Origin of the sequence: Arenibacter latericius DSM 15913 (assembly GCF_000424985.1) — a bacterium.
In the GTDB taxonomy this organism is placed as follows: domain Bacteria; phylum Bacteroidota; class Bacteroidia; order Flavobacteriales; family Flavobacteriaceae; genus Arenibacter; species Arenibacter latericius.
Map to the genome: position 1 here is coordinate 13,699 of NZ_AUKX01000053.1, position 17,091 is coordinate 30,789.

The following is a 17,091-nucleotide window of genomic DNA, read 5'->3' on the forward strand; positions in this document are numbered from 1 at the left end:
ACTAGATTTACAAAATCCTTCCGTTAAGAAATCGTGTGTCATACTCAAAAGTGAGTTTGCATTTAACGTGATAACTTAAATGTATACAAACCGAATAGCATATCACGTATAATGCTTCATTTTTATTATCACAATCACGTATATTTTTACTTCATAAACCTTTTCCTGCATCCAATTGACTAAGTAAGAATCAAAAAAATTGATTTAAAAAACAGTTCCTAGATCTAAATTCTTATCAAAATCATAAAGTTCGCTGTCTTGGGACATTATGTAACAATTGTTGCAAAGGAGAGTTATTGTTTTTGTTATGTTTGGGGTCGCAATGAAAATAAAACAAATCATATCAGTTCTATTATTAACTTTGTTCCTAACAAAGTTTCTAGTTGTAGATGCTAAGATCCTTTCCTTGGTGATGGAGAACGATCAGATAGTGTATGTAAATCCTTTTTGCAAGAACAACAGGGACAATGGTACATCATCTGCGAAATTAATTACTGATACATCTCCAACAGAAGCCATATTTATGATGGTCCCCTGCTCTACTGTATTTCAGTTAAAAAGCCATCGATGGGATCTAATAGAACAAGACTTAATGCATACTACTTTTAATTTTAAACTTCCATTTGTTGAAGGGCTTTACCACGATAAAAATTACCCACCTCCAAGAATTGCTTAACCTAAGCATTACAATTCTAAAACTCTTTTAATAATATACTTATTGCCAATTGGAGCATACGCTTTGGTACAATAAAGTGTATTATATATTATTATCAAATTATCAAAATAAAAATGAAACATAAAATTGAAGTCGGCCTTCATTCTGTGCAATTATTGCGTATAGCCGTAAGCGGGATATTTTTAATTGCTGGCCTAAACCACCTCCTACAGCCCGATAAAGTAGCAGGGCGAATTGAGATGGCTAACAATAAAAATTTCGCCTATTTATTTGGTGATCCTACTCTATTAGTAATTCTATCTGGTATTGTTATGCTCCTTGCAGGAATCAGCTTTCTTATTGGTTACAAGACCAAATGGGCGGCACTAATTCTTATTGCAACTTTAATTCCTATAACCATAACGATCCAAATAGGGCAAGCTAGCACCTTAGGCCCCTTATTTAAGAATATAGCCATCTTTGGAGGCTTGCTATTTTTTGTACTAAATGATACTAGCAACACCATTAAATAATAAATTTATGAAACGAGCCATAACAATTAAGGTGATACCAACCGAAATGTTTAATGGCGATTTACATCTGACCGATAAAAAACAATAAAATTTAAACAAATGAAAATTAAAACATTGCTAATACTAGCGGGAGCACTCTTAATGCTACCCTTTCAAATAAAGGCTCAAAACACAGCGCCTAACGTAAACTATTCGGCACTGGTTAAAAACAGCAATTCCTTAACCGGGGTGATAGAAACTGCTGAAGAACTGATGATAGCCAATCCGAATAATTTTGGTGAATTTCAGATTGTTTTTTGTGGTAAATCCATTCATCAAATTACGGACAGACAGATCATGAATCCTATTTTAAATCGGATAGATTCTAAACCCATAAAGATAGTTGCCTGTGGATTCTCACTCAACAAATTTAAAGTAGACCGTAGCAAGGTTCCGCAAGGCATTCAAACGGTAGAAAACGGTATCTTACACCAATTACAACTTTTAAAGAAAGGCTATTTAAACCTTGATTTGTAAATAATTTAAACCATAATTAATTTAATTCCTGCATTGCACTGCATGCGTATAAAAAATAAAATAAGATGAAAACTACATTTTTAAGAACCTCTATTTTAATCCTTACCTTTATTCTTGGTGGCACAATAAATGCTCAGGATAAGAAAGTTAATCATTATGCTGTAATGACCACTAAAATTCAACAACTAAAACCTATTACCCTAGCTTCAGCCTCCTTACAACAAGAAGACGGAGATTTATTTGGGAGCTTCGAAGTCATTATTTACGGGAAAGAAGTAACATCTTTAACGGACCAAAAGTTAATGGATCCTTATCTTAAAGAGGCTAAAGAAGCTAAGGCTACCTTAGTAGTTTGTAAAATGGCGCTAGATAAGTTCCAGGTATCTGAAAAAGATATCCCAAAAGAATTTAAAGTAGTACCCAACGCCTTTACCTATTACCTACAGCTTCAGAAAAAAGGAGTTATGGGTTTAAGTCTTTAAAGTTTATAACGAAACTATAATAGTATTAAACATAGATTTATATGAATAAAAAAATGAAAAAGGAACTATTGCAATGGGTTGGAATAATTGCCGTAGGCCTTATTCTATATACCACTGGATTACATACTGAAGTAATTGGTTTTGCTCAACGTGGTCTTTTGGCAACCGGAATAATGAATCCGAACGTAAATAAAGAGAAGTTGGCAGAAAACGAGGGATCTTATCCTACGGCAAATTTCAACCTAGACCTAGTAAATAGTAAGGGAGAACCTGTATCTATGGAGAAGTTTCGAGGAAAAGCCATATTTATCAATGTATGGGCAACATGGTGTCCCCCATGTATAGCTGAAATGCCCAGCATAAATAAATTATACAACGAGCTAAAGGATGAGAATGTGGAATTTATAATGCTGTCCGTGGATGAAAGTTTTGAGAAAGCAAAATCTTTTAAAGAAAGAAAAGGATACGATTTTGAAATCTATCAGCCTAACGGCCCTATCCCACAGATGTACCAGTCTAACAGTATTCCTACTACATTTGTTATTGATGCAAGTGGTAAGTTGGTTTTAACTCACAAAGGGATGGCCAATTATACCTCTAAAAAGTTCACTGAGTTTATGCGAAGTATACAGTAAACTACCTTGGGGCAAGCCCGCCTGAAAAATTCGGGCAGGCCCACAAGGCATTAAAAGAAAAAAAACGTATTGATTTCGAGGCCCGCCTGAAATATTCGGGCAAGCCAGCCTAGGAACATTTAGATCTCGATTATCGAGTAAAAGTAAGATGTAATTCTATTGAAAAAGGGAGATTCTTAATTGAACCTCCCTTTTTTATATTACTTCTTCCAGCCTTCTGAAAAGTACTCTTTATTAAACCCTATTGGTAATTATTAAATTAAACTTGCGAACCAACTCAATGTTTTACCGAGAAAGTGCCTTGTACAGATCGTTTTCTAGCAAGTAATTGCTTCTGATAAAAGGTAATTCGGATACCGAACAATAAAAAGAAGCCGCCTATAACCATTTGTAAGGAAATAGATTCGTCTAATAACAACCATGCTAATATGGAGGCAATAACGGCCTGCCCTAAAAGACTTACCGACACTCTAGTAGCGCGCATATGTTTAGTAGCATAACTTATTAACAACCATGCTAAAAGCTGACATACTACGCCTTGTACTACTAGGGTTAACCATCCAGCATTAGAAAAACCTGTGAAAGGCTCCCCAATAAGATAACTTACAATCCCTAACCCAATCGCAGACGATACTAAAGTAATAGTGAGAAAGCTCACCACGTCTACTTCATTTAGAACTTTCTTACTCAATAGCATGTAAACGGAGTATAACATGCCCGATAAAATAGCAAGGCAAAAAGCAAGATCGAAATCTAAATTTACAAAGGTGTTAAAACCTACTAACATCACCATCCCCAAAATGGCAACTACAGTTCCTATCCAGAAATTGGTGGTTGGCTTGTCTTTTAAAAAGAAGAATGCTCCAATACCTACCCAAACTGGAGATAAGTTAGTAAGTAAAGTAGCTTGGGTAGCTGTAGATTCTTGAATGGCTACATTCCAAACCGCTACATCTGCACCAAAAACTAAACCGCAAATCATGGCAGAAAGCAATAGTTTAACCGAGGGTATCTTAAGCTTCTTAGTAATTAACACATAGGGTAAAATTAAAGAAGCAGCTATTGCCATTCTATAAAATGCAGAAACTACCCCTGGGGTAAGATTTAGCTTAACTAAAATAGGGAATATAGAAATACAAATTATCCCCAAAGCCAAAGCAATTCTAGCCTTATTCATCTCTTAAAAAGTTATTGTTTATAATAGCGCTACATTATGGGATTGCATTATTCAAAAAAAGCTTTTTAGAATACGCTAGGCCTTAATTTAAGCGATGCAATAAATACCTTATTGTTAAAAAAATATTTGGCGAAATTAGTAAAAATGGAATCACGTTAACCTACTTAAACCTCCAATTATTTGTTAATTATTATCCAATCTCATTTTATTAAAACACCCTCTTTTTATATTATTCAATAAATCCACATCCCCTTACTAATCAGAACACTACCCTTAATCACCTACTACAAAGTCAAACTAAAACACCTCGCACCCTAAGATGGTATATATCACGGCAAAATCTTAATAGACCTCCTTAAATATTTTCATAAATTAGCTATCAACAATTAAAAACATTCTGGCCATGAGATTAGTTATTTTCTATTCCCTCTTAATTGTAGGGGCAGTTTATCAACTATCAGCACAACAAACGGATAAAATCCTAGAGAGTGGATTAAAAGATATTGTAAGCGATTTTAAAGGCGATGTAGGTGTTTATGTCTATAACCTTAAAACCAATTCGGAGGCGGCTATAAATGCCGACACTATTTTTCCTACTGCTAGCATTGTAAAAGTACCTATCCTTACTGGTGTTTTCGATAAAATAAATAAAGGGGAGCTTTCTTTAAATGATACTTTAATCTATGATACCAAGCGTGCCTATGGAGGCGCTGGACTGATGCAATTCTATAAAGATAGTACTGTAACCGATCTAAGAACTTTAATCTCACTTATGATTACAATGAGCGATAATACCACCTCGTTATGGTGCCAAGAACTAGCCGGTGGCGGGGAAACAATAAACGCTTTAATGGCCAACTTAGGGTTAAAGCATACCCGTGTAAACAGTAGAACCGAAGGAAGAACTAAAGACTGGGAAAAGTATGGATGGGGCCAAACCACACCAAGAGAAATGGCCTCTTTATTAACAAAAATCCGTAACCGGCAGCTAGTAAATGCAGCTTCTAGCGATGAAATGTACCGTGTGATGAGTAATTCTTTTTATACAGATTATTCCCTATCCCAAATTCCCCCCTATATACAGACTGCCGCCAAACAAGGAATGGTAAACCAATCCCGATCAGAATTAGTATTGGTCAATGCTCCTACGGGAGATTATGTTTTCTATATCGGAACAAAAAATAACGAAGATGTCTCTTGGGGTTTTGATAATGAAGCATGGCAATTACAACGAAAAATCTCTTCCTATCTATGGAACTATTTTAATCCAACATCTGATTGGGAACCAGCATCGGAATTTCGTGAATTGGTAAACGATCTACGCTATTAACCAGCTGACGTTAAACTTAACATACAGTGGTGGAGACATTTAACACATAAAAAACCTCATCTAAAAGGGATTCTAAAATGAGAAGCATTCTATTTACAAACTAGCTTCTACCACTTCCCTATTTCCTAATCTTTGTGAAACCACACTTAAAACCAGTATTTGAAAAGCGTGATATATCATCAACGGCAAGAGAATAATCCCCAAGGTAGCCATATGTCCGAAGATTATTTTAGAAAAAACGGTTCCGTGTACCAAGGATTTTTTAGTACCACAGAACTGGGCGGTAATCTTATCTTCTAGATTAAAGCCCAATCTCTTAGCAACAATACCAGTTAAGAAATAAGCAGCCAAGAATAATACGATCACCGCTAAGCAAATACTCATCAGGTCTAATAGCGACACCGATCCAAAAATATTCTCCTCAAAAGATCCTGCAAAACTCTTGTAGATAATCAGTAAAATAATGGATTTATCGAATAAGCTGAGTTGACTACTATATTGTTGCACATAGCGTCCTAAAAAACGCTGTAATAAAAGCCCTATAATCACTGGTATAATAATTTGAAGAATGAGGCTAATGTAAATCTCCGTAAAATCGAAATCGGATTGGGCATCTTGCACAAAGAGCCCCATCCAAATTGGCGTTAGGACTATACCAATTATTCCTGAAATACTGGCGTTAAAAATCGCTGCGGGAACATTCCCTTTTGCCATAGAAACCATCACTACAGAAGAAGAAACAGTTGATGGTAAAGCTGCCAAAAAAAAGAATGCCAACCACATTAACTCTTGTGCCTCTGTTTGCAACAAAGGTCTAAAGATTAAGACTAAAATTGGAAAAAGTATAAAGGTGGAGGCATGGACAAGCACGTGCAGCTTCCAGTTCTTTAATCCCGCTTTTAATTTATTCGGACTCAGTTTAAGTCCATAGAAAAAGAAAATTAATGAAATCCCAATATCACTGATCGCATCTAAAGGAACTTTACTTGTTGATGAACCCCATTGCGGAAAAAAATAGGCAATTCCTATTACAATTATAATGGACAGAACAAACTTATCAATCTTCATTCTCATAAGTAAACTTCAATAAGACAGAGGCCTATTATACTAATCTTTTTATGCTTAACAAGCAGCAATTTAATTCCTTAATTCTATTACTAAGTACAAATAGAACCTAGTAAATTAAAGTTACTTTATTATAGCTTTTAATTTGTCAAAGTTAATGGAAAACAATGTGTTAACCACATAGTAAAAAAGAGGGATTGTTATTCCCTTTATAAATAGTGAATAGCCCCCCCATTTTAACTATAATCAGCATCCGTCCTAACAATAAATCCCAAACTACTAGGTTTCCTAACCTTAAAAAATTAATTGCACTAAAGTAAGTAACCTCTTAATATTTTTAAAAACCCTTCCGATTCCGTAATTTCATCGCCATATTATAAAAAATGACCAATGAGCCTAAAGGGAGATAAAGTATAATCCTACTCCTTCTTATGTCTAACACTTCAGAAGAAGTCATTAACATCGGTCAGAACCTATTAATAGCACTTCTATGCCCACCTAAACGGAATGGGTAGAAAAGTGTTGTAGCATTTAAACCTCACTTAGTGAGTTATAATGAAAAGCTGAATTTTATGAACATTATTACATGGAACGTAAACGGTATTAGAGCCGTTGTAAAAAAGGATTTTTTTGAATCGATTTCACAATTGGATCCAGATATTCTCTGCTTGCAAGAAACCAAAGCCCAGGATGATGAAGTTGCTGATGCCTTAACGCCGATGACAGATTACACGAAAAATATTAACTCTGCAGAAAGAAAAGGATATTCGGGAACAGCTGTCCTCTCCAAGCCAACACCTATAAGTACAGCAAATGATATGGGAATACCAAAACACGATATGGAAGGACGGGTACAGTGTGTGGAATATCCCGATTTTTATTTGGTTAACGTCTATGTCCCCAATTCGGGCCAAAAATTAGTCCGCTTAGATTACCGCAAAAAATGGGACGAAGATTTCCTTGCTTACCTCACTAATTTGGAGAAAGCTAAGCCTGTGATTGCTTGTGGAGATTTTAATGTCGCCCATAGGGCCATCGATTTAAAAAATGACAAGTCTAACTACAACAAAACTGCTGGTTATACACAGGTAGAAATTGATGGAATGGACAATTTTATTGCTGCTGGGTTCGTAGATTCCTTTAGATTACTACATCCAGATACCGTTGCCTATACCTATTGGAGCTATCGTTTTAAAGCCAGGGAACGTAATACGGGCTGGAGAATAGATTATTTTTTAGTGAGCAAATCCCTTAAAGATAAAATTAAGTCTGTAAAAATATATAACGAAATTTTGGGGTCTGATCATTGCCCCGTAGGTTTAGAATTAGATCTATAAAAGTTAATTATCTCCTGGAAGGCCATTATAACTTGGATGCACCAACCTTTCATAATCCATCACACTCGTTGGATTAATTAGGCCTTAAATAATGTGTAAAATGGCTCCATAAGAAAAATGGAGCCATTTTACATTTTAATATATCGTTTTAAAAAGGAACTTCACCCAAGTTATTTTTTCGCAAAATCAAAGACCATTTTTTTAAATTCTTTGAAGTCCATAGTAAATAGGTGAATTTGCTCTCGCAAATCCATATGTTTCTCTACATATTCACCGGCTGTTACCCCCTTCTTACCCTTTAGCAATCTAGACAAATGTTTTTCATGGGCTATTATGTCTTCCGCCAAGTAATGAAAAAGACTTTTATGAACCTTATCCAAATATTGAAGCATTTCGATTCTCTCCGAGTGAATTCTGTCTTTCTTATCTAGCAAATCAGCAAAAAATCTTGATTCATCCGTCCAAAAAGCAATAATATTTAACCAATCTTTACTTTCTTGGTGTAGAATATCTAACCCTCTACCAGAAATTGAATCGGACATTTCATTTAATTCTGTTCTTTTCATAAAAAATAACTTTAGTAAACTACTTCGGGGCAAGCCCGCCTGAAAAATTCGGGCAGGCCCACAAGGCATTAAAAGAGAAAAAACGTATTGATTTCGAGGCCCGCCTGAAATATTCGGGCAAGCAAGCCTCGGAGCATTTAAATCTCGATTATCGAGTAAAACAATCCGTTTATCACTTTACTGGTTATCAAGAATTTTAATTTCTGCAAGCCTCCTTTAAATTAATAAAATTTAACTACCTCTAAGTATATTCTTTAGTAAAATACTTAGATTCAACTTTACCCCTTTAATTTAAGGAAGCCGATTTTAACAGTATAAACTCGCTTAGATTAACTTGATCTATAGCTCCAATAAGCTTACCGTTTTCTATTACGGGGTAAAACCCATGTTTTTCCCTTCCAATCATTTCCAATACCTCGGTTAGGCTTGCCGAAGCATCAACCGTTCTAAAGTGTTTCTGCATAATCTCTTTTACTAAAGTACAAGGGGTGTTAGCATTCTTAATAATATCTTTATAAGCTATTATTCCCACAATTTCATCTTTATCCCGCACTATAAAATCTTTTTCTGTGCTCGTTAATAATAAATCTATCACCTCTTGTAGGCTATTAACTGGACTAAGTATGGTTATATTAGTTAAGGTAGCTTCTTTTACTAAATGACCTTTTAACAAGGAAGTCCGTTGTACCATCTGATTCTCTGCATAGGCCCCAAAGAAGATAAATAGCGCTATTAAAATAAGGAATGGATTGTATAGAAATCCTAATACAAAAAATACTACTGCAAGGGTCTGTCCAATTCCCGATGCAATCTTAGTAGCCTTAACACGTCCCAATCTATAGGATAACAAAGCTCTAAGTACACGGCCTCCATCCATGGGAAAGGCTGGGATTAGATTAAATACCACCAACATTATATTGGCTGTAAAAAGATAGAGAAGAAAGTTTGGAAGCGAAGGTGTATAAAGCACTTCTGTCATCTCTGTAGCAGAAAGACCTAGGTAATATTTAAATGGAACTACCAACGCTAGTAAAAAAGCTATAACCACATTAACAGCCGGACCTGCAATGGCTACTAGCAATTCTTGCCCCGGTTTATCTGGCATTTTTTCCAAGCTAGCAACTCCCCCTATTGGTAATAAAAGGATGTTTTTTGTTTTAATATTGAACCTTTTTGCAGTAAGGGCATGACCCAATTCATGAAGCACCACACACCCAAAGAGAACTAAGATTAACGCCTCATTTATCAATATTCTTGTTAAATCTGCCCCCGCTTTAACCTCAATAAAGGCAACCCATACCAACAGCAAGGTAAACGTCCAATGTACCTCGATTTTTATCCCAGAAACACTCCCTAATTTTAATGTGCCTTTCATGACAAAACAGATTTATACTAAGGTATTTTGAAAGCCATTGATTAGCAATGATTTTTATCATGAACAGCATTGAGACATTAGAAAGTGAACTACCAATTAACTAGCGTAAAAAAATATATATTTTAGTCATTTTCTTAAAAATTATCTCTTTTATATAGTTACAACAACCATCATCTAATAAAGCTGAAGTCACCAATATTTTTTTACATTTGACACATGCAACATTTTCTTTCAGACAACCATGTTTTTAAATTAATCTCGGAAGGAATTTCCGAGGGAATTATAGTGGTGAATAAGGAACAGGTAATTGTAGCCACAAATTCGGCTGCCGATGAAATGTTCCTATATGACAAATCAAAACTTATAGGTCAACCTTTGGAGACTGTTATTCCCCGAAGGTATCATCAAGGACATGGTACACATGTGAATAATTTTGTCGCAAAAAGCAAAAAGCGCCAAATGGGGAAAGGGCGAGACCTCCACGGCATTAGAAAAAACGGGGAGGAATTTCCTGTTGAAGTTGGGCTTAATCCGTTTAAAATTGACGATGAGACCTATGTAATGGCTTTGGTTATTGATATAACCGAACGAAAAATAAAAGAAAAGGAGTTAAGCCATTGGTTTCGAATTTTTGATGAATCCTTAAACGAAATTTACGTTTTTAATGCCCAATCATTTCTTTTTGTAGATGTAAACAAAGAAGCACAACGGAATATGGGGTATTCCTTAGAGGAGTTTAAAACAATGACTCCCTATAATATAAAACCTGAAATCGATAGAAATCAATTTTTAAAATTGGTAGCTCCTTTACAAAACAGTGAAAAGGCTAAGTTAAAGTTTGAAACTACGCATCAAAGAAAAGATGGTAGTATTTATCCTGTAGAAGTGCACCTTCAGATATCGGCTATGGGCGAGACAAAGGTGTTTGTAGCCATAATACTAGATATAACCGACAGAAATAATTACACAGAAAGACTAGAACGCAAGGTAGAAGAGCGTACCATACAGCTCACTGATGCACTGGCCAAGGAAAGAGAACTAAATGAACTTAAAACTAGATTCTTATCTCTTGTTTCTCATGAATTTAAAACGCCATTAAGTAGCATACTTACCTCTATTACTCTTTTGGGTAAATACACCCAAACAGAACAACAAGATAAAAGGGATAAGCATGTGACCACTATTCGAAGTAAAGTTAAGTACCTAGATGCTATTCTAAACGATTTCTTATCTGTTGAAAGACTGGACTCTGGCAACACAAATTATAAGTTAGAAACTTTCCCATTAAGCAAAGTGATTAATGAAGTGGTTTATGATGCCAATATGTTGCTAAAAACGGGTCAAAAAATAAACTACCCTGAAGACATAGACGATCTTATTATAGAATTTGACCCCAAAACCCTAGAGTTGGCGTTATCCAATCTTGTAAACAATGCTATTAAATATTCTCCAGAAAATGCCACTATAGACCTGAAGATAAAGCATGTAGATACCAACATAGTTATCAATGTAATTGATGAAGGAATAGGAATTCCCTTGGAAGAACAGAAACATATTTTTAATCGCTATTTTAGGGCAGAGAATGCCTTATTAACTCAGGGAACTGGAATAGGACTCAATATTGCAAAACAACATTTAGAAAATTTAGGGGGGACGTTAGAATTTTCTAGTGAAGAAAATAAAGGTTCCAATTTTACTATATTAATCCCTTATCACCAATAAATAACTGCTAATGAAAACAATTTTATTGATAGAAGACGACAAGGCCTTACGTGAAAATACTGAGGAGTTATTAATGCTTGCAGATTATTCAGTGATCACTGCATATAATGGAAGAGTAGGGATTACAATGGCCAAGGAACACCTCCCCGATATTGTTGTTTGCGATATAATGATGCCAGAAATTGACGGTTATGGTGTGCTCCATGAACTGTCTACAGATGAAAACACTAAACAGATTCCCTTTATTTTTCTCTCGGCAAAAACCGAAAATAAAGAAATACGAAAAGGAATGGCTATGGGTGCAGACGATTATTTAACCAAACCTTTTGAAGAGGAGGACCTAATAAATGCCATAGAAAGTCGACTAGCAAAAGTAAAACTATTACAACGCTCTTCCACGATTGGAGACCAAGCTGATGGGCAGGTCAATAACCAATTAAAAACCTTATCTCAATTAAGACAATTTTTTCAGGAAAATGGAGAGTTAACAACATTTAACTCTGGAGATATTATATATGAAGAAGGAGACAGATCTAATCTGATTTACCTGATCACCAGAGGACTAATAAAATGCCATAGTATGGACGAAGATGGAAAGGAACTGATTACCTCTCTTAATAAGGTAGACGATTTTTTAGGTTTCAACTCATTTTTTAACAACGACCCTTTTTTAGAATCAGCCACCGCAATGGAGAAAACAGAATTGGTGGGTATTCCTAAAAGAGACCTTCAAGAACTCCTTGAGAATAACAAAGAAATCTCTCTACAATTAGTAGAACTTTTAACAGGTAATATTAGCGAAATAAAGTCACAGCTATTACAAATGGCCTACAGTTCTGTGCGTAAAAAGACCGCTCAAACCCTTCTTCAGTTTGCAGAAGTAATGGATAAAAAAACAGGAGATGCTATTAAAATATCTCGGAACGACTTAGCTAGTGTGGCGGGAATTGCTACGGAAAGCCTAATACGAACCCTTTCTGGATTTAAAAAAGAAGGGCTAATTGCAATTGAAGGTCGTAATATCAGAATAAAAGAATTAAATGCGTTGAAATATATTAATTAGCAAGAGTACTTAATAATCAATTTTCTCCGGGAGCGCGTCGGGTCATTCTAATCTCACTTAGTGAGTAAATAATTCACAGTGTGAGGAATGTCATAGTCCACTATTTTTCATAAGCCTACTTTTGATTAGAAGTTTGCTTATGAAAAATATTCTTATACCTACCGACCTTTCACAGAATTCATTTAATGCATTGGCGTACAGCATAAAGCTTTTTGCTGATGCCCCTATAAATTTTTACGTGTTGTATGTTGGGAATTTAGACAAGCCTGAAGAAGTAAAAAACTCAATTATTTTACCCACCAAAGAAAAACTTAAAGCGTTTATGGAGCGTGTAGCTATTCTGTCTACTTTTCAAGGACATCAGTTTATGGCTATTCATCTCATTGGAAACAAAATTTCTATCCTCAGAGAAATTGTTGCAGAAAAAAAAATTGATTTGATTGCCCTGGGAAGTGAAATTTTTTCCACTGAAAAGAGTTCAAACATAGGGAATAATATCTGGGAAATAATTACGAAAATCCCTTGTAATACATTGATTATTCCTGATAGCGCCCTAACTAGCTGTCCTAAACAAATTATATTCCCCACAAACTACCATATCTTCTTTTCTAACAACATCTTACAATCCATATCGGAAGTTTTAGAGTTGACTAGATCTAAGTTACAAATACTAAATATCCTTAGCAATAAAATTAAACTCACGCATGACCAAGAAAAAAACAGAGAATATTTTGAGGACTACTTAGAAGAAACGCACGAGAATAGATACTACTTTCATAATGCACAAGAAACCGATGTATGCACAGCTATAGAAGAGTACCTCACTAGCCACAATGGCGATATGCTAGTATTGTTCGCGAAAAATCTAAATTTTATTCACAAACTGCTATTTAATTCCAAACCAAAACCACCTCATCATAACCTTCCTATGTTGGTTTTACATGAGTAATAGGATAAAACTCATTTATTATAATTTAGGATAGGTCTTGCTATTAATCAACAGATCCCCATAAAACTTAATTTATGAGGACCTATATATTAATTATAAAAGTGCTTAAACTTTATAACAACTTATGCATTCAACATTTCTTTCAAAGCTTTTGCAGCTTCACCAGGATCTTCAGCTCCGTAGATAGCTGCACCAGCAACTGCTACAATTGCTCCAGACTGCTTTACAGCGGCAATACTATTCATGTTAACACCACCTGCTATAGATACAGGAACACCTGCTCTTGCAGCTTCGTCAATCAATACCTGAATAGAGTATCCTTCTTCAGCCTGCTCATCTAAACCAGCATGTAATTCAACAAACTCTGCACCTAAAGCGATTGCTTTTTTAGCACGTTTAACTCTATCCTTAACACCAATGGTATCTACAACTACTCCCTTACCATGTTCTTTTGCAGCTTTAACTGCACCTGCGATAGTAGAATCTCCTGTTGTTCCCAAAATGGTAACATAATCAGCTCCTGCACCAAAAGCCATATTAGCTTCTAATTCTCCAGCATCAGCGGTTTTAAAATCAGCTAAAACTAACTTATCTGGGAAAGCATCTTTCATTTTTCTAATTCCAGCCAAACCTTCACTTTTAATAAGTGGAGTTCCTAATTCAATAATATCTATGTAGGGAGCCACTTTTGTTGCCAAAGCGATTGCATCCTCTATTTTCAATAAATCGATTGCTACTTGTAATTTTGCCATACTATTCTAATTTTAAATGTATTTTATTAATTATTCTAATTCTCTATTAATTATTCCATATTGGCATGTCGCTTCCATAATTCAGAAGCCGTACTACCATCTACATCCCATAAGGCCTGTATAAGAGCATCAAAGCTCAATAAGAGGGATTGCTCAAAAAGACTACCAGCATATTGTTTAGAAATAGCTTCGTCTCTTTCCTGTTTTTGTGCTGCAGGTATGGTAACTGTATAGTCTGCCAATGTTGCCAAAGGAGATGAAGCATCCGTTGTAAAACATACCACGCTAGCCCCTACTTTCTTAGCCGTTTCGGCAGCTCTTACAATTCCTCCTGTTGTACCAGAACCAGATCCTGCGATTAACAAATCTCCTTCATTGATAGCTGGAGTTGTAGTTTCCCCTACCACATATACTTTATAGCCCAAATGCATTAAACGCATAGCCGAAGCTTTAATCATAAGTCCTGTTCTACCAGCACCCATTAAAAAAATACACTTGGCCTTATTGATAGCTGGCATTAAAGCCGCAATCTCCTCAGATTTAATATTAGCAGTTAGTTTTTGATGCTCATCCATAATGGTTTGCATTGCTGACGCTACTAATTGTGATTCTTTTGATGCCTCTACTGTAAATGTGTTTTCCATAACTTTCAATTTGAAATCTTTATGACCTTCTAACTGCGATGCAAAGATACGGCAGACTCCAGCCATCGGAGTTACACAATTTGATAGTTGTGTAGTACTATTTGCCCATTTCAATAAAAGTGATGGTATTATTTTCTATTTTTGTGGTACATTTTGGAAATCGTGTCCTTATCAGTCCTTTTATAGCCTAAATAACGACACCTATTTTTCAGTTAAAAACATATATTATGCTTAGCGATCAGGTTTTATATATTAAAAATTTAGGCAACTGTCCTCCTGCGTATTTAAATGATCCTGCTAGAAAGGATTTTTATGAAATAGTATGGCTGCGTAATGAGGATGCCCTTCATGTTCCGCAACACGATTTTCAAACCTTAAAAGGAGATTGGATTTATTTGATACCTCCCTATCGGGTCCATCAATTAAATAAGGCTGGTAAAAACGGTGTCCTTATATCCTTTAAACAAGACTTATTAGAAGGGGACCTAAAAGAGTTTTTATTAGATGTTTTCCGAATGTTTAATATACAAGGGGAGTTTTCATGTCTACAAGTAAATGAAGAGACCTCTAAAGGTTTGGAAGATGTATATCAATTATTAGAAGAAGAATACCAAAAAGAAACCGTTAGCTTTATTATGGTTAAAGCACTTTTAAAAGTGTTTTTATTGAAATTGATACAGTTAAAAGAACAACACTTTACCTTACAAGACATCAATGAAAAGCGAGTGTACGAGTTTATGATGTTACTGGAAGACAATTATTTGGAGCAACGAAATGCCGGATTTTATGCTGAACAACTCGGTCTAAGTGCAAAACGTTTAAACCAAATATTAAAAGAAAAGTTAGATAAAACAGCCGTACAAATAATTCACGACCGTTTAATACAAGAAGCAAAAAGACAGATTTTGCACACAGAGAATACTATTAGAGAGATTGCGTATAATTTGGATTTTAAGGATCATTCCTATTTCAGTCGTTTCTTTAAACTGCATGCAGGTCAGACCCCATTAGAATTTCAAACTAAGGTAAGAGAACATGTTCAATCACATGATAATACCTTGTATAGCTAATGCTATTGATTTCATATAGAAATGCGGTAAATAAATACCTAAAAGCACACAAATAAAATAGTCATTTCTTAACGACTATTATTTATTGTAATACTTCCTCTAAATAATACACTGAAAACCTAATATTCCTTTTTGAAGGAATATATTTAAGTTTTAGGTTTTAAAGCACTTAATATCTGCTGAATTAGCTTTTCTGAGTGTTTGTATCAATATTACCTTTATTTGCATTAATTCTTCTTCCTTATTCCACTTAACTTTAAATCACTACATGATAATGGTTATCATCCGTAAAATTTAAAAATATAAACATGCAAATAGTATTCGAATACCACGATGTTTCTAAGAGCAAGCGCTTGGAAGAATTGGCAAAAGAAAAACTAGATAAATTAGGAACAAAATATGACATGGTGATCAGAGCCGATGTTTTCTTTAAAGAGGAGAATACCACGTCTGATGATACCGGAAAAATTTGTAACATTAGATTAAGCTTACCTGGCCCCCGATTATTTGCTGAAGCTAGTCATGATAATTTTGAAAGTTCTCTAGCAGAATCTGTTAACGATCTAGAGAGACAACTGAGAAAACGAAAAGAAAAAATGAAAGATCATTAGGCTACATATAATGATACGTCGCCAAAATATTAAAAAATGTTTGGTTTCCTTATCTAGCTAATAAACCTATTTTACATGTAGGTTAATTTGTAGTATTTTCTTAAACAGAGCTAATAGTATCCCTAATTTTAATCTAAATAACAATACATCTAATTAAACATGAAAGACTGGATTACTACAGATTGGCAAGCTATTCTCAATGTTTTTATTTCAACAGTGCTAATCTTTAGCATACTAATCATATGGGTAAGAATATCGGGTCTTAGCCCGGATAATTCATGGGTATATAGTAAAATTGGGTGTAAAGTGTTATATTTAAAGAGCTTACAGGCATCTTTACTAACACTAAAATCACCCAATTTTGAGTACTAAAAATACAGTTTTCTACCGAGGTAAAAAATCAATTTCCGTAGATTTTTCTGCAGAAGAAATAAGTTCTGATGGTTCTCTGGTTTTACTGGAGAAAATAGAGCGGGAACACAAGTTAATCAGGTATTTCAGTCAATTTATTCCAGATAGTCGCAATCCCATCTTAGTCACCCATACGATAGAGAAACTTTTAAAGCAACGCGTATTTATGCTGATGCAGGGATATGAGGATGCTAATGA

General features: G+C 35.0%; 19 protein-coding genes. 13 read left to right on the forward strand and 6 right to left on the reverse strand.

All coding sequences use genetic code 11. The annotated features are described in order from the left end of the window. The first annotated feature begins 322 nt into the window (after window positions 1–322). The 5 genes from H344_RS0114175 (at window position 323) to H344_RS0114195 (ending at window position 2,821) form a co-directional block, all read left to right on the forward strand. Window positions 323–676, forward strand: a complete 354-nt coding sequence (locus H344_RS0114175) for a hypothetical protein (RefSeq protein ID WP_157378293.1) — start codon at window positions 323–325, stop codon at window positions 674–676. Between the two features lie 113 nt (window positions 677–789). Then, window positions 790–1,188, forward strand: a complete 399-nt coding sequence (locus H344_RS0114180) for a DoxX family protein (RefSeq protein ID WP_034256699.1) — start codon at window positions 790–792, stop codon at window positions 1,186–1,188. Window positions 1,189–1,287: 99 nt separating this feature from the next. Continuing rightward, window positions 1,288–1,704, forward strand: coding sequence for a hypothetical protein (locus H344_RS0114185; protein WP_026810917.1), 417 nt, complete (start codon window positions 1,288–1,290; stop codon window positions 1,702–1,704). Between the two features lie 65 nt (window positions 1,705–1,769). Further along, window positions 1,770–2,186 carry a DsrE family protein gene (locus H344_RS0114190; protein ID WP_026810918.1) on the forward strand — a complete coding sequence of 139 codons (417 nt, stop codon included), beginning with the start codon at window positions 1,770–1,772 and terminating at the stop codon, window positions 2,184–2,186. Window positions 2,187–2,227: 41 nt separating this feature from the next. Continuing rightward, window positions 2,228–2,821 (forward strand): TlpA family protein disulfide reductase, encoded by a 594-nt coding sequence (locus H344_RS0114195; RefSeq protein ID WP_026810919.1) that lies wholly within the window; start codon window positions 2,228–2,230, stop codon window positions 2,819–2,821. A gap of 277 nt (window positions 2,822–3,098) precedes the next feature. Here H344_RS0114195 and H344_RS0114200 read toward each other — a convergent pair whose 3' ends face one another. Beyond that, entirely contained in the window at window positions 3,099–3,998 is a 900-nt protein-coding gene (locus H344_RS0114200) for a DMT family transporter (protein ID WP_026810920.1), read from the reverse strand. Between the two features lie 403 nt (window positions 3,999–4,401). Here H344_RS0114200 and H344_RS0114205 point away from each other — a divergent pair, with 403 nt between their 5' ends. Then, the gene (locus H344_RS0114205) at window positions 4,402–5,328 is read left to right on the forward strand and encodes a serine hydrolase (RefSeq protein ID WP_026810921.1); all 927 of its coding nucleotides are present in this window, start codon (window positions 4,402–4,404) and stop codon (window positions 5,326–5,328) included. Between the two features lie 93 nt (window positions 5,329–5,421). Here the strand turns inward: H344_RS0114205 and H344_RS0114210 are convergent, their stop codons facing one another. Further along, complete coding sequence (locus H344_RS0114210) at window positions 5,422–6,402, reverse strand: bile acid:sodium symporter family protein (RefSeq protein WP_026810922.1); 981 nt, start codon at window positions 6,400–6,402, stop codon at window positions 5,422–5,424. A gap of 563 nt (window positions 6,403–6,965) precedes the next feature. Between H344_RS0114210 and H344_RS0114215 the strand changes: the two genes are divergently transcribed. Next, a complete protein-coding gene (locus tag H344_RS0114215) occupies window positions 6,966–7,730 on the forward strand; it encodes an exodeoxyribonuclease III (RefSeq protein WP_026810923.1) in 765 nt (254 codons plus the stop codon). 170 nt (window positions 7,731–7,900) lie between these two features. On the opposite strand, the gene H344_RS0114220 is transcribed toward H344_RS0114215, so the two are convergent. Together H344_RS0114220 and H344_RS0114225 are read right to left on the reverse strand one after the other, a co-directional pair. After that, window positions 7,901–8,296 (reverse strand): hypothetical protein, encoded by a 396-nt coding sequence (locus H344_RS0114220; RefSeq protein WP_026810924.1) that lies wholly within the window; start codon window positions 8,294–8,296, stop codon window positions 7,901–7,903. 286 nt (window positions 8,297–8,582) lie between these two features. Continuing rightward, complete coding sequence (locus H344_RS0114225) at window positions 8,583–9,671, reverse strand: site-2 protease family protein (RefSeq protein WP_026810925.1); 1,089 nt, start codon at window positions 9,669–9,671, stop codon at window positions 8,583–8,585. A gap of 216 nt (window positions 9,672–9,887) precedes the next feature. Between H344_RS0114225 and H344_RS0114230 the strand changes: the two genes are divergently transcribed. From H344_RS0114230 to H344_RS0114240, 3 genes are all read left to right on the forward strand, one after another. Further along, entirely contained in the window at window positions 9,888–11,393 is a 1,506-nt protein-coding gene (locus tag H344_RS0114230) for a sensor histidine kinase (RefSeq protein ID WP_026810926.1), read from the forward strand. A 10-nt stretch (window positions 11,394–11,403) separates the two neighbouring features. Beyond that, window positions 11,404–12,456: a response regulator gene (locus H344_RS0114235; protein ID WP_026810927.1), complete on the forward strand. Its 1,053-nt coding sequence runs from the start codon at window positions 11,404–11,406 to the stop codon at window positions 12,454–12,456. 139 nt (window positions 12,457–12,595) lie between these two features. After that, a complete protein-coding gene (locus H344_RS0114240; protein WP_026810928.1) occupies window positions 12,596–13,405 on the forward strand; it encodes a universal stress protein in 810 nt (269 codons plus the stop codon). A 122-nt stretch (window positions 13,406–13,527) separates the two neighbouring features. On the opposite strand, the gene hxlA is transcribed toward H344_RS0114240, so the two are convergent. Both hxlA and hxlB read right to left on the reverse strand, forming a co-directional pair. Beyond that, window positions 13,528–14,157: a 3-hexulose-6-phosphate synthase gene (gene hxlA / locus H344_RS0114245; protein ID WP_026810929.1), complete on the reverse strand. Its 630-nt coding sequence runs from the start codon at window positions 14,155–14,157 to the stop codon at window positions 13,528–13,530. Between the two features lie 50 nt (window positions 14,158–14,207). Further along, entirely contained in the window at window positions 14,208–14,801 is a 594-nt protein-coding gene (gene hxlB / locus H344_RS0114250) for a 6-phospho-3-hexuloisomerase (protein ID WP_026810930.1), read from the reverse strand. A 227-nt stretch (window positions 14,802–15,028) separates the two neighbouring features. Between hxlB and H344_RS0114255 the strand changes: the two genes are divergently transcribed. From H344_RS0114255 to H344_RS21490, 3 genes are all read left to right on the forward strand, one after another. Continuing rightward, entirely contained in the window at window positions 15,029–15,871 is an 843-nt protein-coding gene (locus tag H344_RS0114255) for a helix-turn-helix domain-containing protein (RefSeq protein WP_026810931.1), read from the forward strand. Between the two features lie 308 nt (window positions 15,872–16,179). Then, complete coding sequence (gene hpf / locus H344_RS0114260) at window positions 16,180–16,482, forward strand: ribosome hibernation-promoting factor, HPF/YfiA family (protein ID WP_026810932.1); 303 nt, start codon at window positions 16,180–16,182, stop codon at window positions 16,480–16,482. Window positions 16,483–16,843: 361 nt separating this feature from the next. Beyond that, on the forward strand, window positions 16,844–17,091 hold a 248-nt coding region (locus H344_RS21490; RefSeq protein ID WP_205667183.1), incomplete at its 3' end, for a transposase.

Excerpts from the sequence above, each read along its gene's own strand:
- H344_RS0114190 (WP_026810918.1), top strand. The coding sequence starts at position 1,770 with ATGAAAACTACATTTTTAAGAACCTCTATTTTAATCCTTACCTTTATT.
- H344_RS0114255 (WP_026810931.1), top strand. The coding sequence starts at position 15,029 with ATGCTTAGCGATCAGGTTTTATATATTAAAAATTTAGGCAACTGTCCT.
- H344_RS0114185 (WP_026810917.1), top strand. The coding sequence starts at position 1,288 with ATGAAAATTAAAACATTGCTAATACTAGCGGGAGCACTCTTAATGCTA.
- H344_RS0114195 (WP_026810919.1), top strand. The coding sequence starts at position 2,228 with ATGAATAAAAAAATGAAAAAGGAACTATTGCAATGGGTTGGAATAATT.
- H344_RS0114235 (WP_026810927.1), top strand. The coding sequence starts at position 11,404 with ATGAAAACAATTTTATTGATAGAAGACGACAAGGCCTTACGTGAAAAT.
- H344_RS0114220 (WP_026810924.1), bottom strand. The coding sequence starts at position 8,296 with ATGAAAAGAACAGAATTAAATGAAATGTCCGATTCAATTTCTGGTAGA.
- H344_RS0114230 (WP_026810926.1), top strand. The coding sequence starts at position 9,888 with ATGCAACATTTTCTTTCAGACAACCATGTTTTTAAATTAATCTCGGAA.
- H344_RS0114215 (WP_026810923.1), top strand. The coding sequence starts at position 6,966 with ATGAACATTATTACATGGAACGTAAACGGTATTAGAGCCGTTGTAAAA.
- hpf (WP_026810932.1), top strand. The coding sequence starts at position 16,180 with ATGCAAATAGTATTCGAATACCACGATGTTTCTAAGAGCAAGCGCTTG.
- H344_RS0114200 (WP_026810920.1), bottom strand. The coding sequence starts at position 3,998 with ATGAATAAGGCTAGAATTGCTTTGGCTTTGGGGATAATTTGTATTTCT.
- hxlA (WP_026810929.1), bottom strand. The coding sequence starts at position 14,157 with ATGGCAAAATTACAAGTAGCAATCGATTTATTGAAAATAGAGGATGCA.
- H344_RS0114175 (WP_157378293.1), top strand. The coding sequence starts at position 323 with ATGAAAATAAAACAAATCATATCAGTTCTATTATTAACTTTGTTCCTA.
- H344_RS0114240 (WP_026810928.1), top strand. The coding sequence starts at position 12,596 with ATGAAAAATATTCTTATACCTACCGACCTTTCACAGAATTCATTTAAT.
- hxlB (WP_026810930.1), bottom strand. The coding sequence starts at position 14,801 with ATGGAAAACACATTTACAGTAGAGGCATCAAAAGAATCACAATTAGTA.
- H344_RS0114180 (WP_034256699.1), top strand. The coding sequence starts at position 790 with ATGAAACATAAAATTGAAGTCGGCCTTCATTCTGTGCAATTATTGCGT.
- H344_RS0114205 (WP_026810921.1), top strand. The coding sequence starts at position 4,402 with ATGAGATTAGTTATTTTCTATTCCCTCTTAATTGTAGGGGCAGTTTAT.
- H344_RS0114225 (WP_026810925.1), bottom strand. The coding sequence starts at position 9,671 with ATGAAAGGCACATTAAAATTAGGGAGTGTTTCTGGGATAAAAATCGAG.
- H344_RS0114210 (WP_026810922.1), bottom strand. The coding sequence starts at position 6,402 with ATGAGAATGAAGATTGATAAGTTTGTTCTGTCCATTATAATTGTAATA.